The 24,048-nt window shown below is 69.6% G+C and carries 15 protein-coding genes; 9 read left to right on the forward strand and 6 right to left on the reverse strand.

Annotated features, from left to right (window positions below; all coding sequences use genetic code 11):
- Positions 1 to 72 precede the first annotated feature (72 nt).
- Positions 73 to 1,563, forward strand: coding sequence for an SDR family oxidoreductase (locus ACZ5ZX_RS36320; RefSeq protein ID WP_465506510.1), 1,491 nt, complete (start codon positions 73 to 75; stop codon positions 1,561 to 1,563).
- A 149-nt stretch (positions 1,564 to 1,712) separates the two neighbouring features.
- On the opposite strand, the gene ACZ5ZX_RS36325 is transcribed toward ACZ5ZX_RS36320, so the two are convergent.
- From ACZ5ZX_RS36325 to ACZ5ZX_RS36340, 4 genes are all read right to left on the reverse strand, one after another.
- Positions 1,713 to 2,324, reverse strand: coding sequence for a dTDP-4-dehydrorhamnose 3,5-epimerase family protein (locus tag ACZ5ZX_RS36325; protein ID WP_465506511.1), 612 nt, complete (start codon positions 2,322 to 2,324; stop codon positions 1,713 to 1,715).
- Between the two features lie 34 nt (positions 2,325 to 2,358).
- On the reverse strand, positions 2,359 to 3,720 hold the full coding sequence (locus ACZ5ZX_RS36330) for an NDP-hexose 2,3-dehydratase family protein (protein WP_465506512.1): 1,362 nt from the start codon (positions 3,718 to 3,720) through the stop codon (positions 2,359 to 2,361).
- Between the two features lie 61 nt (positions 3,721 to 3,781).
- A complete protein-coding gene (locus tag ACZ5ZX_RS36335) occupies positions 3,782 to 4,891 on the reverse strand; it encodes a DegT/DnrJ/EryC1/StrS family aminotransferase (RefSeq protein WP_465506513.1) in 1,110 nt (369 codons plus the stop codon).
- Positions 4,892 to 4,916: 25 nt separating this feature from the next.
- Positions 4,917 to 5,450, reverse strand: a complete 534-nt coding sequence (locus ACZ5ZX_RS36340; RefSeq protein WP_465506514.1) for a GNAT family N-acetyltransferase — start codon at positions 5,448 to 5,450, stop codon at positions 4,917 to 4,919.
- A 403-nt stretch (positions 5,451 to 5,853) separates the two neighbouring features.
- Between ACZ5ZX_RS36340 and ACZ5ZX_RS36345 the strand changes: the two genes are divergently transcribed.
- The 7 genes from ACZ5ZX_RS36345 to ACZ5ZX_RS36375 all read left to right on the forward strand — a co-directional run bounded on the left by ACZ5ZX_RS36345 (position 5,854) and on the right by ACZ5ZX_RS36375 (position 21,691).
- Positions 5,854 to 6,198: a hypothetical protein gene (locus tag ACZ5ZX_RS36345; protein ID WP_465506515.1), complete on the forward strand. Its 345-nt coding sequence runs from the start codon at positions 5,854 to 5,856 to the stop codon at positions 6,196 to 6,198.
- A 24-nt stretch (positions 6,199 to 6,222) separates the two neighbouring features.
- Positions 6,223 to 7,230 (forward strand): 2,3-diaminopropionate biosynthesis protein SbnA, encoded by a 1,008-nt coding sequence (sbnA, locus tag ACZ5ZX_RS36350; RefSeq protein WP_465506532.1) that lies wholly within the window; start codon positions 6,223 to 6,225, stop codon positions 7,228 to 7,230.
- On the forward strand, positions 7,224 to 8,222 hold the full coding sequence (gene sbnB / locus ACZ5ZX_RS36355) for a 2,3-diaminopropionate biosynthesis protein SbnB (RefSeq protein ID WP_465506516.1): 999 nt from the start codon (positions 7,224 to 7,226) through the stop codon (positions 8,220 to 8,222). The genes sbnA and sbnB overlap by 7 nt, the downstream gene beginning before the upstream one ends.
- A gap of 10 nt (positions 8,223 to 8,232) precedes the next feature.
- Positions 8,233 to 8,433, forward strand: a complete 201-nt coding sequence (locus ACZ5ZX_RS36360; RefSeq protein ID WP_465506517.1) for an MbtH family protein — start codon at positions 8,233 to 8,235, stop codon at positions 8,431 to 8,433.
- A 25-nt stretch (positions 8,434 to 8,458) separates the two neighbouring features.
- Positions 8,459 to 13,459, forward strand: a complete 5,001-nt coding sequence (locus ACZ5ZX_RS36365; protein WP_465506518.1) for an amino acid adenylation domain-containing protein — start codon at positions 8,459 to 8,461, stop codon at positions 13,457 to 13,459.
- 73 nt (positions 13,460 to 13,532) lie between these two features.
- Positions 13,533 to 20,768, forward strand: a complete 7,236-nt coding sequence (locus tag ACZ5ZX_RS36370; RefSeq protein ID WP_465506519.1) for an amino acid adenylation domain-containing protein — start codon at positions 13,533 to 13,535, stop codon at positions 20,766 to 20,768.
- 5 nt (positions 20,769 to 20,773) lie between these two features.
- Positions 20,774 to 21,691, forward strand: coding sequence for an ornithine carbamoyltransferase (locus ACZ5ZX_RS36375; RefSeq protein ID WP_465506520.1), 918 nt, complete (start codon positions 20,774 to 20,776; stop codon positions 21,689 to 21,691).
- Positions 21,692 to 21,747: 56 nt separating this feature from the next.
- Here the strand turns inward: ACZ5ZX_RS36375 and ACZ5ZX_RS36380 are convergent, their stop codons facing one another.
- Positions 21,748 to 21,996 carry a hypothetical protein gene (locus ACZ5ZX_RS36380; protein ID WP_465506521.1) on the reverse strand — a complete coding sequence of 83 codons (249 nt, stop codon included), beginning with the start codon at positions 21,994 to 21,996 and terminating at the stop codon, positions 21,748 to 21,750.
- A gap of 76 nt (positions 21,997 to 22,072) precedes the next feature.
- Between ACZ5ZX_RS36380 and ACZ5ZX_RS36385 the strand changes: the two genes are divergently transcribed.
- Positions 22,073 to 22,789, forward strand: a complete 717-nt coding sequence (locus ACZ5ZX_RS36385) for a class I SAM-dependent DNA methyltransferase (RefSeq protein WP_465506522.1) — start codon at positions 22,073 to 22,075, stop codon at positions 22,787 to 22,789.
- Between the two features lie 13 nt (positions 22,790 to 22,802).
- On the opposite strand, the gene ACZ5ZX_RS36390 is transcribed toward ACZ5ZX_RS36385, so the two are convergent.
- Positions 22,803 to 24,047, reverse strand: coding sequence for an activator-dependent family glycosyltransferase (locus ACZ5ZX_RS36390; protein WP_465506523.1), 1,245 nt, complete (start codon positions 24,045 to 24,047; stop codon positions 22,803 to 22,805).
- Position 24,048 lies beyond the last annotated feature (1 nt).

A 24,048-nucleotide genomic window follows, 5' to 3' on the forward strand; every position in this document is an offset into this window, starting at 1 on the left:
ATTGGTGCGGTCCACTGATCGCGGTACTGTCCACGCCGGTAAAAAAGCACCGGTGGAATCTGGAGTTTCTCGATGAATGAGCCGTCGATACGACTTGACGTGCGCGATGTGGAACAGTTCACCGAGGCGACGGGTGACCGGAATCCACTGTACGTCGACCAGGTTTACGCCATGCGGACCTCGGCGGGCGGCTGTGTGCTTCCCGGTGCGCTCGGGGTGCTCGCCGCGCTGGCCGCGGTGCCGGAAACGCGGCTGCGCGAAGTGTCCGGGTTGACAGCGCGCTTCACCGCGCCGCTGTTCCCCGGCCGCACTTACCGGGTCTCGTGGTCTGAAAAGGACAGTGGTGCGCTCGCGGTGGTGGTTCGAGCGGGTGCTCATCCGGTGCTCAGCTTCGATCTGACCGCCGGGAAACCCTTGGCGGCCGCGGTGGTGCCGGACAAGCTGCCGGTCGCGGACGAGCCGGAACCCACCGTCGACCGGGCGAGGGGCGAGACCTTCGAGGGAGGCTACGGAGTACCGGGCCCGGAACAACTGCGGGCGCTGGCTGACCGGCTCGGTGCGGCGGCGGCGCCGGACGCGCTGCTGGGCGCGCTCGGCTGGGCCGGCTGGTTCGCCGGGATGCGCGTACCGGGCCGGGACACCATCCTTTCCGGACTGCGGATCGCCGCCACCGAACGGGAGGCGAGTGACGCCGCCGCCTACACCGCGACGGTGACCGCGGCGGACTCCCGCACCGGGACGGTGGTGGTGCTCGCCGAGTGCGCGGGGGCTGGCCAGGGCGTGGACGTCGAACTGAGGGCCTTCCGCCGGAAACCGGTCCCGGCCGCGGATCGGACGTCGGCGACCAGCGTGCTCCCCCCGGGCGACCGGCTGGCCGGGACGAACGTGCTCGCGGTCGGTGGCAGCCGGGGTATCGGTGCCGCCGTGGTCTCGGTGCTGGCGACACAGGGCGCCCGGGTGTGGGCGACCCAGCGGGCGGCCGGACCGGTGGAGGCGCTGGCGGCGGAATTCGGGCCGGACGTGCGCCCGCTGGTGCTCGACGCCGGTGACGAGGCGCAGGTCGCGGCCGGGATCGAGGTGCTGACCGAGGCGGGTGTCCTGCTGGACGGGCTGGTGCTGAGCGCGGGCCCGGCGGTCCTCGACGCCAGCCTGCATCCGGACATGGTGGACGTGGCGCGCGAGTTCGTCGACACCAGCCTGACCCTGGCGATGCGTCCGCTGGCCGCCGCCCTTCCCCTGCTGCGGCCGGGGGCGTGGATCGTGGTCCTGTCCTCGGGTGCGGTGGAGGAGATGCCCGCCCGGTACCCGCAGTACTTCGTCGCGAAGTCGGCGCTGGAGGCGCTGTTCCGGTTCTGTGCCGCCCACCACGACGTCCAGGTCCTGCTGGCCAGGGCCCCCAAGATGTGGACCGACCTGTCGAACGGGCCGCTGGGCGGCCGGGGCACTGTGCCGACCGCCCAGGTGGCCGCCGCGATCACCGGATGGGTGCTCGGCGACATCTCCCGCGACGACTCCGGCGTCACCGTCCTCTCACCGGAGGAACTGGCGAGCTGGGCACCCTGAGCGAACCGGCGGCCGGAGCCTCACGACCAGCCCAGGCCACCCCTCGCCGGAAGCCTCAAGCCCGGAAGTCCGTGAAGGCCTCCTTCCCTACCTTGAAAGTAGGGAAGGAGGCCTTCACGACCGGCCCGGCCCACGGACCACCGGCGCGGTCAGTCGCGCTTCAGGTTCTCGTAGTGCGCCAGCGCCGCGCCGTAGTCCGGCAGCAGGCCCGCCTCCGCGGCCTCGGCCAGTGATGGCGCGCGGGCGTCCTTCTCCGACATGATCGGGTCGCCGGTGAGCGACCACGGGATGCCGATGTCCGGGTCGAGGGGGTTGATCTCCAGCACGGTGTCCGGCCGGTACTCCTCGGAGCAGAGAAAGGTGACACAGGCGTCGTCGGTCAGCGCCCGGAAGGCGTGCCCCAGTCCGTCGCCGAGGTAGAGCGCGGTACCCGTCCCCGCCTCGTGGTGGAACATCTCGTACTTGCCGAACGTGGGGGAGCCGATCCGCAGGTCGATCGCGACGTCCAGCACCTCGCCCTGCACGCAGGTGACCAGTTTCGTCTGGCCGGGCGGAAACCGGGTGCCGTGAATGCCGCGAATGGTGTCGCGGCGGCTGATCGAATAGTGGAATTGGGCGGCGCGGAACGGATAACCGATCGCCTCCGCCACGGTTTCGGCGCGGAACCCCTCGTAGAAGAATCCACGCCGGTCGAAATGCAGTTCCGGGGTGAGCAGGAAAGCGTTCGGCAGGGACAGCTCGGTGATTTTCAGTGGGTTCATCTGACGACCGGACTCCGAAACGGGGGAAGCGGGCTCAATACAGGGAATGCAGGCAGGCCAGCAGGCTGCGGGCCTCGATGTTGAGGTAGTGGCCGTGCCGAAGCAGATCCATCAGCTGGCGGACGGTCATCCAGCAGTAGTTCGGCGGGGTGTCGACCGGTACCTCTTCGCCGACCTCGATGATCTGGTACCGGGTGAGCGCGCGGTAGAACCGTCCGCCCTCCTCGGAGAGGACGTGGTCGTAGTGCACCCGACTGTGCTCGGAGGTCAGCGCCCGCCGCAGGAAGTCTTCCCGCACCGAAGTGAGGTCCTCCCCGGGCAGCAGGTGCACGGTCGGCGCCATTTCCACCAGGTCCATCAGCCCGTATTCCGGTCGTGCCTGAACCAGTACGTGCAGCACCCCGTCGAGCGGCCGTACGATGAACACCGCACGACCCTCCCCTCGGGGGAAGAGCAGGGGCTGCGTCCACCGCTGGACCTCCCTCGTCCCGGCTTCCACCGACACCGCGATGATCCGGAAGTGGCGGTCGTGCTCGTCCCTGATCTCCTCGGCGTCGCGGATCCAGCCGGTCACCTTCGCCAACGGGGAGAGACGGGCCGTCCAGTCACAACGCGTTTTCGCGTCGGTGAACCAGGTGAGGATCTCACCGGCGGTGTGCCGAGTTCCCACCCCCTCTTCCTCGTACCGGCAGGACCTGATCAGCGACTCGGTGAACTCGCTCGCGGAACGTGGCCGGTCGGGTGCGGCGAAGGGCAGGCAGGACAGCACGGTGCGGGCGTCCATGTTGACCAGGTTGTCGAACTGGTTCAGATCGCGGACCTGGGTCAGCGTCAGCCAGCAGTAGTCCTCGTGCACCTCGATGTCGTCGGTGACGAGCACGACCATGTTCCGGTTCCGTTTCCGCCAGAACCAGGCACCCTGCTCCGACTGCAGCACGTCGACCAGGATCTGTCCCCGGCCGGACCCGACGAAGTATTCGAGGTACCTGGTGGAGAGTCCACTGTGGACCTGGGTGTAGTTGCTGCGGGTGGCCTGCACGGTCGGCGAAAGCTGCAGGGTGTTGATGTTTCCCGGCTCCATCTTCGCCTGCATCAGGCAGTGCAGTACCCCGTCGAACTCCTTGACGATGATGCCGAGAATGCCGATCTCCGGCTGGTTGATGATCGGCTGCGACCAGATGTCCAGGCCGTCGTCGCGGACCTGTAACCCCTCGATGGTGAAGAACCGGCCGCTGGCGTGCGCGAGGTTTCCGGTCTCGGTCTCGAACGACCAGGAATCCAAGGCCGAGAACGGTACGCGTTCCACGGTGAACCGCCCGGTCCGATGCCGCTCGGCCCACCATTCGTGGAACCGTTCCAGTGATTCACTCGGTGGTGCGTCGCTGAGCCGCTCCATCACGATGTGCACTCCTGTCGTCGCGGTGCCTCGATGCTCTGGTGAGCGCGCGTGGCCGGGATCAGAGCCTGGACAGCACGCCGTGAAGCGTGTCGACGACCCGTTCCTGTTCGGCATCGCTCAGGGAAGGGAACATGGGCAACGAGAAGATCTGGTCGGCCATCTCCTCGGTGACCGGCAGCGAACCCTTGCGGTAGCCGAGGTGCGCGAATCCGGACTGCGTGTGCACCGGCCACGGATAGCTGATGTTCAGCGCGATGTCGTGTTTTTTCATTGCGTCGATGATGCGGTCCCGCGCCGGGTGACGTACGACGTGCACGTAGTAGACATGCGTGTTGCCCGGTGCCACGGCCGGGGTGATCAGGTCGGTTCCGGCGAACGCCTCGGCGTAGCGCGCCGCGATCGCGCGGCGGCGGGCGATGTAGTCGTCGAGCCTGGTGAGCTTCCGGCGCAGGATTTCCGCCTGCACTTCGTCCAGCCTGCTGTTGTAGCCGGGGGTCTCCACGACGTAGTACACGCTTTCCATGCCGTAGTACCGCAGTCGCCGCAGCCGGGCGTCGGTCTCGGCGTCGGTGCTCAGCGTGGCTCCGCCGTCTCCATAGGCTCCGAGCACTTTGGTGGGATAGAAGGAAAACGCGGCCGCCCGGCCGACCGAGCCCGCGACGCGTCCGTGCTGGGTGGCGCCGTGCGCCTGCGCGCAGTCCTCCAGGATCGGCAAGCCGTGCGTCTCCGCGATGGCCTCCAGCGCGGCCATGTCGACGCACTGCCCGTAGAGGTGCACCGGCAGCAGGCATTTGGTCCGTTCGGTGATCGCGGCCTCCACCTGCGCCACATCCATCAGATAGGTGTCCGGATGGACGTCGACGAATACCGGCGTCGCGCCGACCGCGTCGATCGCGAGCACGGTGGGGGCGGCCGTGTTGGACACGGTGATCACTTCGTCGCCCGCGCCGACGCCGAGCGCGCGCAGGCCGAGCACGATGGCGTTGGTGCCGTTGTCGACCCCGACGCAGTGGGGCACGCCGTGGTACGCGGCGAACTCGCGCTCGAAGGCCGACACGCTTTGGCCGAGCACGAGTCGTCCGGAGCGGAACACCTTTTCGACGGCATCCATGATGTCGTCCCGTTCCTTCTCGAACTCGGGCAGATAACCCCAGACGGACAGGGTCATGATCGGTACCTCACTCCCAGCGGGATCAGACGATTTGTTTGAGCAGGTCCACCCCGTGGGTGTCCCATTCCTCGCGATGGACGGCCAGCACGCGCACGTCCCAGAGGCAACCGTGAAAGAAGATGTAGTCACGCAGCACGGCTTCTTCGTGGACCATCGCGGAATGCTCGTTCTCGAAGGCCAATGCCTCGGCCGTGGGCCTTGTGGTGTGAAAGTACACCTTCTTGGTGCGCCACATCGAAAACGCGAAGTTCGTGGCCAACGCGTTCGCGTCGCGAACCACTTCGGCGGGCTGGTCCGCGGCGATGTTCACCTCGACGAGGGCGTGCCCGGCCGGATTCGGCTCGGAGATGGTGGCCACGCCCGCCGGCTGGCCGGTTTCCTTACGGTGCACGAGAAAGTATGCGGCCACCCCGCGGCCGAAGCCGGCGACGAAGGCGTCGATGGTCGGCAGTCCGGGATAGCCGAGCCGGAACAGCACGTCGTAGGCCGTCGGCGCGTCGGTGGCCGCGGCGGGCCGCAGCTCGATCTGCTGGGTTTCGGTGTGCGGATAGAGCATGGCGGACGAGCCTCACTTCGGGATGGGGGGATCGGATCTGTACGACGCTAGCGAAAACGACGGCCAGAGCGGGAACGAAAATGTCCGCCGAAGCGGAAAAGCGCACCAGCGCAAAGTAGGTTTGCCCGGTCGGCGGAGTCAAGTGGCCGCCGGTGACGCCACCCCCGGCGTCCCGCCAGCGGGACACCGGCATCCCGCAGGCCGCGGCGGGCGGAGGTGACCACGGTAAGGCACTTGCCCGTTTCCGGTGTTCGCGGTTAATGTCGGCTGGGGTTCTGGAAATAGCCGCTCGCAGCTGAATGCGCTGACATCCCGGGCAGGCCGATCATCTCGAAGTCTCTTTCGCAGCCGGAATTCTTTCTGCTCCGGCGGTCATGTCGAAACAAGGAGTGTGGGCGAGAACATGTCGGACAACGCGACCGGGGAGATCGATCTGGCAACGACTGGCGCGCTCACCGAACTGGTGCGCCGGACCGCGTACCAGATCTGCGGCGAGCAGCCGGGCGTGCCGCGGCCGGAGCAGCTCATCGACCTCGATTCGTTCTCCGTGGTCCAGGTGCTGCTGGAACTGGAGAAGTCGACCGAGCTGATGCTGCTGGAGGAACTGGATGCCTTCACTGGCAACACCTTCGAGGAACTGGCGGCGTCCATGATGGACATCGCGAACGGCCAAAACCGGCTGGACGGGCTGCTGGCCAGGGTGCGGGAGCAGTTAGCCGCGTACCCGGACCAGCCGACCACGGCCTGAGGAGAGGCGAGCGGTCGCGTGACGATGAGTGTGACCTCGCATAACGCTGCGCTGGACGGGGTGCTGTCGGCGGTCGGGGGGACCCCACTGGTCCGCCTCGACCGGCTTTTCCCGGATTCCCCGGCCAGGTTCTACGCCAAGATGGAAGCACTGAACCCGGGTGGCAGCGTCAAGGACCGCGCCGCCATCGGCATGGTGGTCAGTGCCATCGAGAGCGGTGAACTCGTCCCTGGACTGTCCACTGTGGTCGAATCCAGTTCGGGCAACCTCGGCATCGGCCTGGCGCAGGTGTGCCGTCTGTACAACATCCGGTTCATCTGCGTGGTCGACCCGAAGACCACGACGCAGAACCTGGCGATCCTGCGCGCGTACGGGGCCGAGCTGAGCATGGTCACCGAGGCGGACAACGAGATGAACGATTTCCTGTCCGCCCGCATCCAGCGGGTGCGGAGCCTGGTCCGCGACATTCCCGACGTGCTGTGGCCGAACCAGTACGCCAACCCGCGCAACGCGAAGGCGCAGGAATCGATCATGCGGGAGCTGCACGAGCAGCTCGAGGGAAAGGTCGACTACCTCTTCGTGGCCACCGGAACCTGCGGCACGGTCCGCGGTTGCGCCGATTTCGTCGCGAGGCACCGGCTGTCCACGCGGCTCATGGCGGTCGACGCCGAGGGCAGCGCCATCTTCGGCGACGTCAGCTGCCGCAGGCTGATTCCCGGGCACGGTGCCGCGATCCGGCCCGCGTTGCACTTCGACGGGATAGCGCATTCGGTGCTCAGGATGACCGATCAGGACTGCGTGGTCGGCTGCCGCCGGCTGGTGGGTGCCGAAGCCATTCTCAGCGGTGGTTCCTCCGGTGCGGTGGTCAGCGCGGTGGAGCAACGGCTCGCCGAGCTGCCGGCCGGCGCCAACTGCGTGTTGCTGCTGCCCGACCGTGGTGAGCGTTATCTGGACACCATCTACTCCGACTCGTGGGTCGAGGAGAAGTTCGGTGACATCAAGCATCTGTGGAAGGAGAAGGCAGCGTGCTGATCTTGCGCCGCGCGGACGTCAAGACCGTGCTCGACGAGGACCTCGGCGCGGTGCTCGGGACCGTACGTGACGCCTACGTCGCGCACGCACGCGGGCAGACCGTGGTACCGCACTCGGTGTTCCTCCGGTTCCCCGGCAATCCCAGCGACCGGATCATCACCCTTCCCGCCTACGTCGGCGGTTCGCGGCCGGTCGCCGCGGTGAAGTGGATCGCCTCTTTCCCCGCCAACATCCGAAAAGGAGCCGAGCGGGCGTCGGCGGTCATCGTGCTCAGCTCGGTGGCCGACGGCACACCACTGGCCGTACTGGAGGGCTCGGTGATCTCCGCGCGCCGGACGGCGGCGAGTGCCGCGGTGGCCGCCGGTGAGCTGCTGTCGGGTGCCGGGGACGAGGCACGGTCGGGCGCCGGCCTGATCGGTTGTGGCCTGATCAACTTCGAGATACTGCGTTTTCTTCGTGAGCGGCTGCCGCGACTGCGGCAAGTCGCCGTGTACGACACGGATTCCGCGCGAGCTGAGTCCTTTTCGGACAAAGTGCGGGCGTCGTGGCCGGAGCTGACCGTCGAGGTCTGCCCGGACCAGGACGCCGTGATGTCGGCCCATCGCCTGGTTTCGCTGGCCACCACCGCGGGCGAGCCGTATCTGACCACTGAGGCCTGCAAGCCCGGCACGGTGGTGCTGCACGTTTCGCTGCGGGACCTGACGGCGGAGTCGATCCTGTCGGCGAGAAACGTCGTCGACGACACCGATCACGTGTGCCGGGCGGCCACTTCGCTGGATCTGGCCCAGCAGGTCACGGGCAACCGTGACTTCGTGCACGCCGAGATCGGTGACCTGCTCGACGGCTCGGCGCGGCTGCCCTACGACGGTGACTCCGTGACGGTGTTCTCGCCGTTCGGGCTCGGCTGCCTCGACGCCGCGCTGGCCGCGCGCGTCTTCGACAGGGCGGCGGGCCTCGGGCTCGGGGTGGACCTCCCGGACTTCCTGTACTGAAAGGACCGAAATGATCGCCGACGAATACGTCGTGGTGTTCAACCACGAGGAACAATATTCCGTCTGGCCTGCCGACCGGGAGATCCCGGCCGGGTGGCGTGCCGAGGGAACGGCGGGCACCAGGGACGAGTGCCTGGACCACATCGAGCGCGTCTGGACGGACATGCGGCCGCTGAGCCTGCGTCGCCGGATGGCCACCGAGACCAGTTGACGTTCGCGAGCGAGCCGAGGTGAGCATGAACGGACCCCAGTGCCGCGTGGCCGGTCTGCCGGAGCGCGTCTCCCGGCAGGCCGCCGCGACGCCGGACGCGGTCGCGGTGGACTCCGGCGAAGGCAGGTTGACCTACCGTGAGCTCGACCGGTCCGCGAACCGGCTCGCGCGGTACCTGCGCCGCCGTGGAGTGCGCCGCGACGAGGTGGTCGCCGTCTGCCTGCCGCGACGGCCGCGACTGGTCGTGGCCATGCTGGGCATTCTGCGTGCGGGTGCCGCGTTCTTGCCGTTGGACGCCGGCCATCCGCCCGCGCGGCTGAGCCGGATCCTCGGCGATTCCGGAGCGTCGCTGCTGCTGACCGACATCGCGGCGCCGGTCGAGGTGCCGGCGGTCGAGGTGCTGCGGCTGGCGGTCGAGCAAGCCGACATCGACGCCGAATCCGGTGACGGCGCCCCGGTCCGGACCGATCTCGACGCACTGGCCTACGTCATGTTCACCTCCGGGTCCACCGGACGGCCGAAGGGGGTGGCGGTACCGCACCGCGGCATTCTCAACCGGGTCGACTGGGCGGTGACGAGGTACGGCTTCGGCCCCGGCGACCGGATGCTGCAGAAGACGTCGGTCACCTTCGACGCCTCGGTGTGGGAGTTCTTCGCGCCACTGGTCACCGGCGGCACGGTGGTACTGCCGCCGGACGGCACCGAGCGGGATCCGGCCGCGATGGCCGAGGTGATGGCGGCCACCGGCACCACGGTCGTGCAGGGCGTGCCCACCTTCCTGCGGACCCTTGCCGACGAGCCGGGCCTCGCGGACTGCGCCTCGCTGCGGCTGGTCTTCTCCGCGGGCGAACCACTGCCGGACGAGCTGGCGGCCCGGCTGGCCTCGCGGGTGCCCGTCACGGTGGTCAACACCTACGGCCCGACCGAATGCTCGATCGACGTCACCTTCTGGGAGTTCGACGGGCCGGGCGGCGGGACAGTCCCCATCGGCCACCCCATCGACGACACCAGGGTCGAGCTGCTCGACGCCCGAGGCCACCGCACCGACCACGGCGAGCTGCACGCCTCCGGTGCCGGGCTGGCGCGCGGTTACGTCGGACAGCCGAGGCTGACCGCGGACCGGTTCGTGCCCGATCCGTTCGGGCCTCCCGGCGCACGGGCCTATCGCACCGGCGACCTGGCGCGCCGCCGGGCCGACGGCGCGCTGGAGTTCGCCGGCCGGACCGATCACCAGGTCAAGATCCGCGGGGTCCGCGTCGAACCCGGCGAGGTGGAGGCCGTACTGGCACAGCATGCCGAGGTGGACGCCGCCGTGGTGGTGTCTCGGCCCGGCCCCGGCGGTACCCCCAGGCTGGTCGGCTACGTGCTGCCGCGCGCCGAGGCCCCCGTGCCGTCGCAGCTGCGGGAGTACCTGCTGGCCCGGCTGCCGGAACCCTACGTGCCGTCGGTTTTCGTCACCCTGCCGGAACTTCCCGTCACCACGAGCGGCAAGGTCGACCGGGCCGCGTTGCCCGAGCCGAGTACCGCGCGCGAGCAGGTGGGGCCCGAGCCGCGCACCCCGGAGGAGAATGCCGTCGCCGCGGTGATGGCCGAGGTGCTCGGCCTCGACGCCGTCGGTCTCGACGACGACTTCTTCGAGCTGGGCGGACATTCGCTGCTCGCCATCCGGGTGGCCGGGGCGCTCCGCTCCGCGCTCAGCCTCGCGGTGCCGGTCCGGGCGGTGTTCGAGGCACGCACGGTCGCGGGCCTCGCCGAGCGGCTGGCCGGGCTGACCGGGGAGGGGCCGGACGAGATCCGGGTGCTCGGCCCCGAGGAACGCGCCCGCCCGCTGCCCCTGTCCTTCGCGCAGCAGCGGATGTGGTTCCTCGACCAGCTCGAACCCGACAGCACGGGTTACCTGGTGAGCTGGGCCTCGCGGCTGACCGGCCCGCTGCACGTGGCCGCGCTGACCGAGGCCGTCGGCGAACTGGTCGCCCGGCACGAAATCCTGCGGACTCGCTACCTCCGGCAACCGGACGGCACCCCGGCCCAGCTGATCGGCCCGCCGGGCGAGGTCGGACTGCCGATCGTCGAACTGGACGGCCGTGACGAGCGGGAGGTGCTCCAGGAACTGGCGAGCAGGCCGATCGACCTGTCCGCGGGCCTGCCGGTGCGCCCGTACCTGATCCGGGCGGGGCACCAGGAACACCTCCTGCTGCTGGTGATGCACCACGTCGTCACCGACGCCTGGTCGGAGGAGGTGATGTCGCACGAGCTCTCCGAGCTGTACTCGGCCAGGGTGACCGGGTTGCCGCTGGCACTGGCGGCTCCCGCGCTGCAGTACGCGGACTACGCGGTATGGCAGCGCGGGCACCTTTCCGATTCCGTGTCGCGGGTGGAGCTGGACTTCTGGCGGCGGCAGCTGGCCGGGCTCGAAGCGCTGGAGTTCCCGACCGACTGGCCCCGGCCCGCCGTACGGGACCGGCGGGCCGCCACCCTGCGTGTCCCGCTGCCCGCCGAGGTGGCCCAGCCGCTGCTGGCGCTGGGACGTCGTCAGGGCGCCACACCGTTCATGACCTTCCTGAGCGTGTTCTACGCGCTGCTCGGCCGGTACACCGGCGCCACCGACCTGGCGGTCGGCACGGTGATGTCCGGCCGTGGCCATCCCAAACTCGAGGAGGTCGTCGGATTCTTCGTCAACACCGTGGTGCTGCGTACCGACATCGGTGACGATCCGACCGCCGAGGAGCTGATCGCCAGGGTCCGGGGCTGTGCCTTGGACGGCTTCGGCCACGGCGAGCTGCCCTTCGACCGGGTGGTGGACGAGATCGCGCCCCGGCGCGACCTCGCGCACGCGCCGCTGACCGACGTGACCTTCGGTGTCCGGGAGGAGAACAGGGAACCGCTGCGGCTGGCCGATCTCGAGGTGGAGCCTGTCGACGTCGACCAGTCCGTCGCCAAATTCGATCTGACGATGATCCTGCAGGCGGAGCCGGACGGCGGGTACCGGATGGAGATCGAGTACGCCACCGACCTGTTCTCCGAGCCGGCCATGACCCGGTTCGCCGGACACTTCCGGGTGCTCGCCGCGGCCATGGCGGCAGGCCCCGGCGTGCCGGTCAGCCGGTTGCGGTTGCTCGGCGAGCGGGAGCGGCAGCGGCAGCTGCGCGACTGGATCCCGGCGCAACCGCGAGTGAAGCCCGAGTCCGCGTACGAGGCGTTCGCGGCACAGGCAGCGCGCACGCCGGACGCGGTCGCGGTGGTCAGCGACGGTGAACAGCGCACCTACGCCGAGGTCGCCGAGCGTGCCGAGGCACTGGCCAGGCGGCTGGTGGACCTGGGGGTCGGCCTGGAGGCACCGGTGGCGGTGCTGCTCGACCGCTCCGCGGACGCGGTCCACGTCCTGCTCGGTGTGCTGCGGGCGGGCGCGGTGTACGTGCCGCTCGACCCGGCCCAGCCGGACGAACGGCTGGCGGGCATGCTGGCCGATCTCGCTCCGGCCGCGGTGATCGTGGAACCGCGGCTGGTTTCGAAGGTCAGCGGGGCGGGTGCCCCGGTGGTGGTGCGGGGGGAGCCGGTCGGCGCGTCCCGTGTCCGGCTTCCGGCCGGTGATCCCGACCGGCTGGCCTACCTGGTCTACACCTCCGGCTCGACCGGCCGACCCAAAGGCGTGATGATCACGCATCGGGCGTTCACCCATCACACGAGGGTGATGTCCGAGGCGCTGGGGTACCGCCAGGACGATCGGGTGCTGCTCTCCGCGCCGCTCCACTTCGATCCGGCACTGGAGCAGGTGCTCGCGCCGCTGTTGCTGGGTGCCACCGTGGTGGTGGCCGAGCCGGGGCTGGTGCCGCCCGAAGAGTTCCCGGACCGCGTCGCCGAGTCCGGGGCGACCCAGATCGCCATCGCGCCCAGCTACTTCCGCGAAGTGGTGAGCGCACTGCGGTACCGCGACCGGCGGATGGTGGCGGTGCGGAGCATGGTGGTCGCCGGTGACGTCGTCACCCACGACGACGCGCGCCGCTGGTTCGACACCGGCTTGGACGGCGTGTTCACCACGCTCTACGGCCAGACGGAGACCACCATCGCCGCGTTCACCCACGTGGTGGACGAGGACGACCTGCGCACCACCACCCCGGAGACGGCGATCCCGCTCGGACGTCCGGTGGTCAACACCCGCGCCTACGTGCTGGACCAGCGGATGGAACCGGTGCCGGTCGGGGTGGCCGGTGAGATCCATGTCGGCGGCGTCCGGCTCGGCCGGGGCTTCTGGCGGCGGCCACGGCAGACGGCCGACCGGTTCGTCCCGGACCCGTTCGGCGGCGAGCCGGGCGACCGGCTCTACCGCACCGGGGACCGGGGCCGGTTCCGCGCGGACGGCGTGCTGGAGTTCCTCGGGCGGGTCGACTCGCAGGTCAAGATCCGCGGTTTCCGGGTGGAGCTCGGTGAGATCGAGGCGGCGCTGACCCGGCACCCCCAGGTGCTCGTGTCCGCCGTGGCGGTGCACACCATCCCGGCCGCGGGCCGTCGACTGGTGGGTTATGTGGTGCCACCGCCGGAGACGGCCGAGCCGTCGGGCGCCGAACTCCGGGACTACCTGCGGGCCCGCCTGCCCGAGTACATGGTCCCCTCGTTCTTCGTCACGTTGCCTGAATTGCCGCGCTTCGCCAGCCAGAAGGTGAACCGCAAGGCCCTCCCGCCGCCGGAGGCGGCGGTGGGACAGGACGCGGTGGTGGACGACTTCGTCGGACCGCGGGACGAGATCGAGGAGGCCATCGCCGAGGCGTGGACCAGTGTGCTGGGGGTCGCGCGGATCGATGTCGAGCAGGAGTTCTTCGATCTGGGCGGGCATTCGCTGCTGGCCACGCGGCTGGCCGCCCGGCTGCGGGCCGTCTTCGGGATCGAGGTCCCGCTCCGCCTGCTGTTCGAGGCGACCACGGTCAGCGCACAGGCGAAGGCACTCGAGCAGCTCGCCGAAGCAGAAGCCGAAGCCGAGTCGGCCGGGGAACAGCCGGCAGTCAGCCGATCGCAGGGAAAACGACGATGAGCCTTGAACGCCGGTGGGGAAACGGGAGGGACCTGGCGATGACGACCAGGAACACGAACCGCGGTGGTGTGTCGTGAGTGAATACGAGTCCCGCCGGAACGAGGGTGCGGCCGGAGCGGACGGGCGTGCCTCCGGTCGTGGTTCCCGGCTGCTGCGGGACCGGCTGCGACAGCGTGCCGGCGACCAGGGCACGCCCCGGCCGGTCATCCAGGCGGCCCCGCGTGACGGCTCGTTGCCGTTGTCGTTCGCGCAGCAGCGGCTGTGGGTTCTCGACCAGCTTCGCCCCGGTGGCACCGAATACCTGATGCCGATGGTCTTCCGCCTGCGCGGCGATCTGTCCTCATTGGACATCCAAGGTGGACTGGATCGGCTGGTGCGACGGCAGGAGGTCCTGCGTACCCGGTACCCGGTCGACGCGCACGGGGATCCGGCGCAGGTCATCGACCAGCCGGGCGGGGTCGAGCTGGCCTTCAGCGACCTGACCGGAGCCGGTGAGGACGAGCTGGACGCGTTGCTGCACGCCGACAACAGCCGCCCGTTCGATCTGGCCACCGGCCCGGTGCTGCGGGCGAGACTGATCCGGCTGGGGCCGGACGAGCACGTGCTCGCGCTGGTGATCCACCACATCGCCGCGGACGGGTGGTCAGGCAGCCTGCTCGCGCGGGAACTGGCGGAGCTTTGTGCGGGTGCGGAGCTGCCGGAACCCGAGTTGCAGTACGCCGATTTCGCCGCCTGGCAGCGGGCACACGCGTCCGATGAGCGGTTCGACCGTGAGCTGGACCACTGGGTGACGCGGCTGCGTGACCTGCCGAAGCTGGAACTGCCGACGGATCGGCCGCGGCCCGCCGTATGGGAACCGGCCGGTGCCACCGTCGAGTTCGAGCTCCCGGCGGAGCTGGTGGCCGGCGTGGCCGAGCTGGCGGTGAAGCACCAGTCGACGAAGTTCATGGTGTACCTGGCGGCCTTCTGGGCCTTGCTGCACCGCTACAGCGGGCAGACGGACTTCGCCATCGGCAGCCCGGTGGCCGGGCGGACCCAGGCCGACACCCACGACCTGATCGGCCTGTTCATCAACACCCTGGTGCTGCGCGCGGACCTGTCCGGCGACCCGGAGTTCACCGAGTTGCTCCGGCGAGCCAGGGATACCGCCATCGACGCCTTCGCACATCAGGACGTGCAGTTCGAACGCGTCGTGGACGCGCTGGTGGTCGACCGCGACCTGTCCACCCATCCGCTGGTCGGGGTGAACTTCATCCTGCAGAACAACGAGCCGTTCCGGTTCGAGGCGGCCGGGGTCACCGGTGAACTGGTCCCGGTCGAGCAGCGCCAGGCCCAGTTCGACCTCACCTGGACACTGGAGGAGCGGGCCGACGGCTCGGTGCTGGGCCTCGTGACCTACGCCCACGCCCTGTTCGACGGAGACACGGCCCGCCGGATGGGCGCCCACTACGTGCGCCTGCTCTCCGCCGCGGTCGCGGATCCGGACGCGCGGGTCGGCGAGCTGCCCTTGCTGAGCGACGCGGAAACCGCCGCGCTGATCCGGCCGCCCGCCGGCCCCGCGGACTCCGGGCGCGGCCTGCACGCGCGTTTCGCCGAGCAGGCGAGGCAGCGCCCGGACGCGGTGGCCTTGACCTTCGAGGGCACGAACCTGTCCTATGCCGAACTGGACGCTCGCGCGAACCGGCTGGCGCACCGGCTGCGGTCGGCCGGGGTCGGGCGTGCGGATCTGGTGGGGATCTGCCTGAACCGCGGCATCGACATGATCGTCACCCTTCTCGCCACGCTGAAGAGCGGTGCGGCCTACCTGCCGCTGGACCCGGCGCATCCCGCCGAGCGCATCGACTTCATGGTCGGTGACGCCGGAGCCAAAGTGGTGGTGACACAACAGGAACTGCGGGACCGGGTGGTCGCGCGGGCACCGATGATCGTGCTGGACGAGCCGGCCCAGCGCGAGCTGCTGGCCTCCTTCCCCGACGAGGCGCCGGTGACGGGCACCGGACCGGACGATCTCGCCTACGTCATCTACACCTCGGGCTCGACCGGTCGCCCCAAGGGGGTGCAGGTCACCCATGCCAACGTGGTCCGGCTGCTGACGGCGAACGAGGAGGAGTACGGGTTCGGCCCGGAGGACGTGTGGCCGCTGTTCCACTCCTACGCCTTCGACGTCTCGGTCTGGGAGATCTGGGGCACGTTCCTCTACGGCGGCAGGCTGGTCGTCCTGTCGCACGAGGTCACCAGGTCACCGTGGGACTTCGCCAAGCTCATGGCCGACGAAGGCGTCACGGTGCTCAACCAGACGCCGTCGGCGTTCCGCAATCTCGTCGAGCTCACCGGCCGGGACGAACCGATGCTCGACCGGCTGCGGTTGCGGGTGGTGATCTTCGCCGGGGAGAAGCTCGACGTGGGCATGCTCAAGCCGTGGTGGGACCACTTCGGCGACCGCGCGCCGGTGATGGTCAACAAGTACGGCATCACCGAAACCACCGTGCACGTCACCTATCGCGTGGTCGAGCCCGCCGACCTCGACGGGGAACGCAGCCCCATCGGACGGCCGATGCGTGACCTCACCCTCTACGTGCTCGACGAGCGCCTGCGCCCGGCGCCCATCGGCGTGCCGGGGGAGATCTACGTCGGCGGGCCGGGTGTCACCCGTGGTTACCTCAACAGGCCGGCGCTGACCGCCTCGCGGTTCCTGCCGGATCCGTACGGCCCGCCAGGCGCCCGTATGTACCGCTCCGGGGACAAGGCCAGGGTGCTGGCCAACGGCGACATCGGCTTCCTCGGCCGTTTCGACAACCAGGTGAAGATCCGCGGCTTCCGGATCGAGCTGGGGGAGATCGAGTCCCGCCTTGCCGAGCACGCCGAGCTCAAGGCCGCGGTGATCACCGTGCACGAGCCCGCCGACGGCAACCGGGAGCTCGTGGCCTACGTGGTGCCCAAGGACGGCGCCACGGTGACCGTGCCGGAGCTGCGCGCCTACCTCGGCGAGCGGCTGCCTGCCTACATGGTGCCCGGGATCATCATGGTGGTCCCGAAACTGGCGCTCACCGCCAACGGCAAGCTCGACCGCCGCGCGCTGCCGAGCCCGGACCGGTCGCGGCAGGACCGGCAGGAGACGTTCGTCGCCCCGCGGGACTCGGTCGAGCGCGCCATGGCGGCGGTCTGGGCCGACGTGCTGGACGTGCGCCAGGTCGGGGTGCACGACAACTTCTTCGCCTTCGGTGGTGACTCCATCCATGCCGTCCGGCTGGTCGGCAGGTTGCGGGCCGAGGGCTTCGAGTATTCCGTGCAGGACCTGTTCCGGCACCAGAGCATCGCGGAGCTCGCCGCGTTGGGTGCCGGTTCCGGCGTGGACGAAAACGGTGGCACACCGCCGTTTTCCCTGATCGGTGCCGAGGACCGGGCGAAGCTGCCGGAGGACGTGGTGGACGCCTACCCGTTGGCCAGGGTCCAGGCGGGCATGGTCTACGAGATGCTGGCCGATTCCGGCCGGAACCTCTACCACAACATCACCAGCTACCTGATCCGCGACGACGGCGAATTCGATCCGGTGGCGTTGAGGGGCGCGGTCGAGCACGTGATCGCCAACCACGAGGTGCTGCGGACCTCGTTCGATCTGGCCACCTCCCTGCAGCTGGTGCACGCCGAGGCCGAACCGGAGTTCTCGCACGAGGACCTGCGGTCCCTCACCGCGGCCGCCCAACAGTCCTATTTGGACGATTTCCGGGCGCGGGAGCGGGCGCGGCTGTTCGATCTGGCCACACCGCCGCTGATCCGCTTGCACGCCCACCGGGTGGCCGACGACCGATTCTTCCTGTCACTCACCGAACACCACGCGGTGCTCGACGGCTGGAGCCACAACTCGATCGTCTCCGAGCTGATCGCCGGTTACCGGGCCCTCCGCGCGGGTGGCGCGCCACCGGCCGCGCCCGCCACCGCCATCCGGTACGCCGACTTCATCGCACAGGAGCAGCGGAGCCTGGACGGGACCGAGGACCGCGCGTTCTGGGCCGAGCGGCTGAAGGGGGCGGCCAAGCTGATGATCCCGGCCGCCTGGGCCGATCCCGACGGACCGGGCGACTACCACCTGCGTGTGCCGTACCGGCATCGGGAAGACCGGTTGCGGCAGCTGGCAGGCCTCGCCGGCGCCTCGCTGAAGAGCGTGCTGCTCGCCGCGCACGTGGCGGTGTGGCGGACCGTCGCCGGGAGCGACGGGTTCCACTCCGGCCTGCTGTGCAACGGCCGCAGTGAGGTCGAGGGCGGGGACCAGGTCCGCGGCATGTTCCTCAACCCGGTGCCGCTGGTCGCCCCGGCCGGCGCGCGGACCTGGCGTGAACTGGTCAGCGCGGTGTTCGCCGAGGAGGTCGCGCTCTGGCCGCACCGCCGGTTCCCGATGCCGCAGTTGCAGGTGGAGTTCGGCGGGGGTGACCGGCTGATCGACGTCGCCTTCAACTACCTCGACTTCCACGTGCTGGACCGGAGCGCGGTGGACACCGAGGGCAGCACCGACATCAGCCTCAACGAGTTCCCGTTGTGCGCCTTGACCGACAGCGGCGATCTGGTACTGGTGGCCAAATCCGACCGGATCGGGGAGCGGTACACGGCCCTGCTCGCCAAGATGTACCAGCGGGTGCTGGAACTGATGGCCGCCGATCCCGAAGGCAGCACCGCGGTTTCGCTGCTGCCGCCGGAAGAGAGGGCCGCCCTGCTGGCGCAGGGCAACGCGAACGAGGCGGAGCCGCCCGCGCTCGGCGTGCACGAGCTGATCGCCGCGCGGGTGGCCAGGACACCCGGCGCGATCGCCCTCGAATGCGGCGACGAGCGGCTGACCTACCAGGAGTTGTGGGAGCGCGCGGCCGGCTTCGGCGAGCGGCTCCGCGCACTCGGCGTGCGTCCGGGTGACCTCGTCGGGATCTGGCTGCCGAAACGGGCCGACTTCGTCGCGGCGGTGCTGGGCGTGGTGAACCTCGGCGCGGCGTACGTGCCTTTGGATCCGCAGCACCCGGTCGAGCGGATCACCTCGATCCTGACCGGTGCCGGGGTCACGGCGGTGGTGGCCGACGACGAGGTCGCCGGGCTGCCGCCGGTCGTCGTTCCGGCGACGGTGACCGGGGTGCGCGATGCCCCCGTGCGGCCGGCCGATCCGGAGGAACTCGTCTACGTGGTGCACACGTCGGGTTCCAGCGGGCGGCCGAAGGGCGTCATGGTGCGGCATCTGGCGCTGGCCGAGCGGGTGCGCTCGATGAGCCTGGACGTGGACCTGGCACCGGACGACGTGGTGGTCAGCGTGGTGCCCACGATGACCGACGTCTGGCAGACCGACGTGTTCGTGTCGCTGGCCGCCGGAAGCCGCCTGGTGCTCGGGGACGCCGACGCCGCGCGGGATCCGTTCTCCCTGGCCACTTTGCTTCGAGCCAGTGGCGGCACGCTGATGCAGGCTTCGCCCACCACGTGGCGGATGCTGGACGAGTCGGGCTGGACCCCGCCTCCCGGTTTCCACCGGATCTCCGGTGGTGACGTGCTGGGCGCGGAGCTGATCGAGCGGTTCGGAGCCACCGAAGCGGGTGTCTGGGACATGTACGGCCCGGCCGAGGCGACGCTCTTCTGCTTCGGCAGCCGGTACACCGCGGCCGGGGGAGCGGTCTGGGTGCCCGCCACCAACACCACCTCCTATCTGCTCGGCGACGATCTCGAACCGGTGCCGGTCGGGGTGCCCGGCGAGATCTTCGTCGGCGGGGCGGGGCTGGCCCGTGGCTACCTCGGTCAGCCGGGCGCCACCGCGGACGCCTTCCTGCCCGATCCGTTCGCGGGAACCCCTGGCGGCCGGATGTACGCCACCGGCGACATCGGGCGCAGGCTCGCCGACGGCCGGATCGAGATCCTCGGCCGCCGCGACCATCAGCTCAAGATCCGGGGCTTCCGGGTCGAGCTGGGCGAGATCGAGGCCGCCCTGACCGCCCATCCCGGGGTGCGGGTCGCGGTGGTTCACCCGGTCGAGGATCACGACGGTGCCAAGCAGCTGGCCGCCTACGTGATCCCGGAGGGCGAAAAGGTACGGCCGGCGGAACTGGCCGCTTTCGTCGCCAGGACCCTGCCGGGCTACATGGTGCCCACCCATTTCGTGTCGATGACGGAGTTCCCGCGACTGGCCAACGGCAAGGTGAACCGGCAGGCGCTGCCCGATCCGGGAAGTGCGGGCCAAGCCGCGGTGAACACCTACGAACCCCCGGAAGGGCAGCTGGAGGAACGGATCGCCGAGGTATGGGCGGAGGTGCTCGGCGTCGAGCGGGTCGGTCGTGACGACGATTTCTACGCGCTGGGCGGCCATTCGCTGCTGACCATGCGGATCATCACACGGCTGTCCAGAAAACACGACATCGAGCTGACCTTCCGGGACTTCCTGCGGCACCGCACCGTGCGGGAGCTGGCGGGTACCGTTTCGGCGGCCGGTGAGCAGTCGTCACTGATCTGGCTCGGGCGCACCGGTGAGGCCACCCCGCTGTTCTGCGTGCACCCTGGTGGTGGCAGTGCGCATTGGTACCGCGACCTGGCCGAGGTCTACGCCGCGCACCGTCCGCTCGCCGCGTTCGAGTGGCCGGGCCTGCACAGCTCGGCACCGGCCCCGGACAGCCTCGCCGAGGTCGCGGCCACCTACGTGGCGGATCTGCTGGCGGTCCGGCCGGTGGGCCCGCACCACGTGCTCGGCTGGTGCGGCTCGAGCGGTATCGCCTGGGAGATGGCGCGTCAGCTGCGGGACGGCGGCCACGAACCCGAGCTGATCCTGATCGACCCGATCGAGTACCCCTCCACCGGGGTGAACCCGCTGGCCGAGAACGTCGCCGTGCTGCGCCGGGCGGAGGCGTTGCTGCAGGCGCTGCGGGACGTGCCGGAAGGCGCCGGGCGGGACGCCGCGAGGACCGAGCTGGTCGAGGTGCTCCGCACCATCGTCGACGACGGCGACACGGTGTTCGAGCCGGACGAGCTGGACCTGGATCTCGTCCACAGCTGGACCGACCGGCTGCGGTCGTGGCGCGAGATGGCCGAACTCCGGCTGCATTACCGGTTCCCCGAATACGCCGGTCCGGTGCACATCCTGGTCTGCACCGAACTCGCCGAGGGCGGTTACCAGGACATCGTCGGCCAGTCGTTCGACGGCTATCTCGACCAGTGGCGTGGGCTGGTCCGCGGCCAGGTGCGGGTCGGCCGCATCCCCGGGGACCACCGCAACGCGTTGTTCCCGCCGCACGTCTCCACCCTGGCCGACCGGCTCGCCGCCATCATCGATCGTTCCGACGACCCTGAAGGGTGAACGACATGTCCGGACACGTCATCTCGTTGCGTGATCTGACCGATGCCGATATCGAGTGGATCGTCCAGCGCGGCGCGCAGCTCGCCGGTGATCGGTCTTCCTGGGGGGAACCCTTGCGAGGCAAGGTGATCGGCGTCTACTTCAGCAAGACCTCCACCCGCACGCGTACCGCGTTCACCACCGGCGCGCTCCGGCTCGGTGCCAAGGTGGTGGCCTACGGTCCCGGCGATCTGCAACTCAACACCGGCGAGTCGCTGGAGGACACCGCGCGGGTGCTCGGCGGCATGCTCGACGGCCTCGTCATCCGGACCGCCGGCCCGGTCTCGGAGATGCGCACGTTCGCCGAACACTGCGCCACGGTGGTCAACGCGATGAGCGAGGACGAGCACCCCACCCAGGCGCTGGCCGACCTGGTCACGCTGCGGACGCGGTTCGGCCGGATCGCCGGGCTGAAACTGCTCTACGTCGGCGAGGGGAACAACACCGCCGCCGCGCTGGCGCTGGCGTTGCCCCGGTTCGCCGGGGTGGAACTGGAGTTCCGCACACCGAAGGGGTACGGACTGTCCGCGGAGGTGCTCGCCGACGCACGTGCGCTGGCGGCCGCGCACGGCAGCACGGTCGCCGAGCACCACGACATGGAATCGCTGCCCGCTTCGGTGGACGTCGTGTACACCACGCGCTGGCAGACCACCGGGACCAGCAAGCCGGATCCGAACTGGCGCCAGGACTTCGAGCCGTTCCGCGTCGACGCCCCGGTGATGGCGAGGTACCCGGACGCCCGGTTCATGCACGACCTGCCCGCCCACCGGGGGGAGGAGGTCACCGCTGACGTGCTGGACGGGGCAGCCAGCCTCGCTTTCGCTCAGGCCCAGCACAAACTGCACAGCGCGATGGCGGCGCTCGAGTGGTGCCTCGGCCGGTAAGCGGCTCCGTGGACCGGGTGGGGACCGGCGGATCCACGGAGCTTGGCGCGGGTTCCCTACCGCTTCTTCTTGGACAGCTCGACCACCCCGACGATCACCAAGGCAGCCACGATGACCAGCGCGGGAAGCAGTACGGCCATGGTGCCCGTCTGCTTGCCGAAGACAGTGGTGAACAGGCCGCCGTGGTCGTCGCTGGCGAGGTATTGCACGAGCGGGATCACGCCGAGCGGGATCGCGGCCAGTACGGCCACGGTCTGCACCACCTCGTGGGTCTTCTTATTGCTCTGCCCCGAGCCTTTCGCCATTGCGATTCCTTCCCCTTCAGTCGGCTACGGAGTCACGGTATCAGATCGTGACCATACGAGAACCAGGGAATTGATTGTGTACGAACGGGACTACGTCGAGGTCTATGACCTGATGATGCGTAACCGGGGCAAGGATTACGAAAGTGAATCCGCCGAGGTTCGGCGCTTGATTCTGGCGCGCGCACCGGCCGCGGACTCGCTGCTGGATGTGGCCTGCGGAACCGGCTTGCATCTGCGGCACCTGGTGCATTGCTTCGACCGGGTGGAGGGTGTCGACCTGTCCGCGGACATGCTCGCGGTGACCAAGGAGATTATTCCGGGAATACGCCTGTCCGAGGGTGACATGCGCAGCCTCGACCTGACGGCCAGATTCGACGCGATAACGTGTATGTTCGCCATTCCGCACCTGGAATCGGCGGCGGAACTCGAACAGGCCGTGAAATCCATGGTGAACCATCTGGAACCCGGCGGGGTATTGGTCATCGAGCCGTGGTTCACTCCCGAAGAATTCCGGGCCGGCTATATCGCCAGCGACGTGATGAAGCACGACGGCCGGGTCGTGCACCGGATCTCGCATTCGGTGCGGACCGCGCCTGACCGGATGCGGATGACCGTACACGTCGCCGACGCGGCCGCCGAGCGTGGTATCCGGCATTTCACCGAAACGGTCGACATGTCACTTTTCACCGACGCCCAGTACGAAGCGGCCTTCGCCGCCGTAGGGTGCGCCGCGGAGTTCGTCGCGCATCCGTGCTTCACCCGCGGTGTCTGGGTGGCCCAGCGGCCGGGCTGACCGGCGCGTCCGCTCAGCCCGCCGCGACGGCCAGTGACTCCAGGGTGCCGGTCAGTTCGAGTGGCGAGGGAGCGCGCCGGATCTCCTGGCGCAGCCGGATGGCCGCTTCGGCGAAACCCGGCTCGTCGAGCAGGCGCAGCAGGTTGTCCCGGATGGCGGGCCCGTCGATCGTGCTCGGCTCCATGGCGAGACCGGCGCCGCCGAGGGTGAACCGGCGTGCCAGCTCCGGGGCGTCGAACTCCCAGGGCAGCACCAGTTGCGGCACCGCGTGCCGGGCGGTGGTGAGCAGGGTGCCGGGCCCGCCGTGGTGGATGACCGCCGAGCAGGTGGGGGCCAGCGCCTGCAACGGCACGTAGGGCACCACCCGGACGTTCGGCGGGACGTTCGTGAGCCCGGCCTGTGCCGATTCGGCCAGCGTGATGACCACCTCGACGTCCAGTTCGGCGACGGCGTCGAGAATCGTCTGCACCTCGATGTTGTAGCTGCCGAACCGGGCGATGTTGGTGATGCCGAGCGTGATGGCCACCCGTGGCCGCGATGGCGGCGTCCGCAGCCAGTCCGGTACCACGGCGCGGCCTCCGTAGGGCACGTACTGCATCGGCAGGTAACGCAGGCCCGGCGCGGCCATCCGGATCGAGTCCGGCAGCTGGTCGACGGTGAACTGCCCGGTGACCAGTTCCTCGCTGAAGGCGAAGCCGTACCGCTCGGCGTAGGCCGCCAGCCAGTCAGCGAGCGGGTCGGGGTCGCCGGGCACGGAGAGCCGGAGAAAGTGGGCTCTGGTCTCGCCGAAAACGTCGACGCTCCACAGCAGGCGGCCGTGCGCGGCACCGCAGGCCTCGGCCGCGAGCGGACCGGCGAACGTGTTCGGCTCCCACAGCACCAGGTCCGGCCGCCACTGCCGGGCGAAGGTCACCAGCTCCGGGATCATCGGGAAATTGGCCATCTTGTGCCACCAGCGCACCACCGATTCGTACCCGCCGCGCAAGTACTCCGCGTCCGCGCGTTCCGGGAAGGCGGCCACGTCATACGGTGGCAGGAGGCCGGTGAGCAGCGAGGCCGGTTGCGGCCGCAGCATCCTGGAGAATCCGTCGTCCCGGCCGACCGGCACGGCGGTCAGTCCCGCGCCGGTGATCACGTCGGTCAGGTTCGGCGTGCTGGCGACCCGTACTTCGTGCCCCGCGGCGCGCAGGGCCCAGGCCAGCGGGACCATCGACAGCAACAGGCTGCGGTCGGAGTAGGTGGTGAACAGAACGCGCACG

Source organism: Amycolatopsis sp. NPDC033938 (assembly GCF_055575975.1).

Coding starts and splice junctions, on each gene's coding strand:
- ACZ5ZX_RS36320 (WP_465506510.1), top strand. CDS start 73: ATGAATGAGCCGTCGATACGACTTGACGTGCGCGATGTGGAACAGTTC.
- ACZ5ZX_RS36325 (WP_465506511.1), bottom strand. CDS start 2,324: ATGAACCCACTGAAAATCACCGAGCTGTCCCTGCCGAACGCTTTCCTG.
- ACZ5ZX_RS36330 (WP_465506512.1), bottom strand. CDS start 3,720: ATGGAGCGGCTCAGCGACGCACCACCGAGTGAATCACTGGAACGGTTC.
- ACZ5ZX_RS36335 (WP_465506513.1), bottom strand. CDS start 4,891: ATGACCCTGTCCGTCTGGGGTTATCTGCCCGAGTTCGAGAAGGAACGG.
- ACZ5ZX_RS36340 (WP_465506514.1), bottom strand. CDS start 5,450: ATGCTCTATCCGCACACCGAAACCCAGCAGATCGAGCTGCGGCCCGCC.
- ACZ5ZX_RS36345 (WP_465506515.1), top strand. CDS start 5,854: ATGTCGGACAACGCGACCGGGGAGATCGATCTGGCAACGACTGGCGCG.
- sbnA (WP_465506532.1), top strand. CDS start 6,223: ATGAGTGTGACCTCGCATAACGCTGCGCTGGACGGGGTGCTGTCGGCG.
- ACZ5ZX_RS36360 (WP_465506517.1), top strand. CDS start 8,233: ATGATCGCCGACGAATACGTCGTGGTGTTCAACCACGAGGAACAATAT.
- ACZ5ZX_RS36365 (WP_465506518.1), top strand. CDS start 8,459: ATGAACGGACCCCAGTGCCGCGTGGCCGGTCTGCCGGAGCGCGTCTCC.
- ACZ5ZX_RS36375 (WP_465506520.1), top strand. CDS start 20,774: ATGTCCGGACACGTCATCTCGTTGCGTGATCTGACCGATGCCGATATC.
- ACZ5ZX_RS36380 (WP_465506521.1), bottom strand. CDS start 21,996: ATGGCGAAAGGCTCGGGGCAGAGCAATAAGAAGACCCACGAGGTGGTG.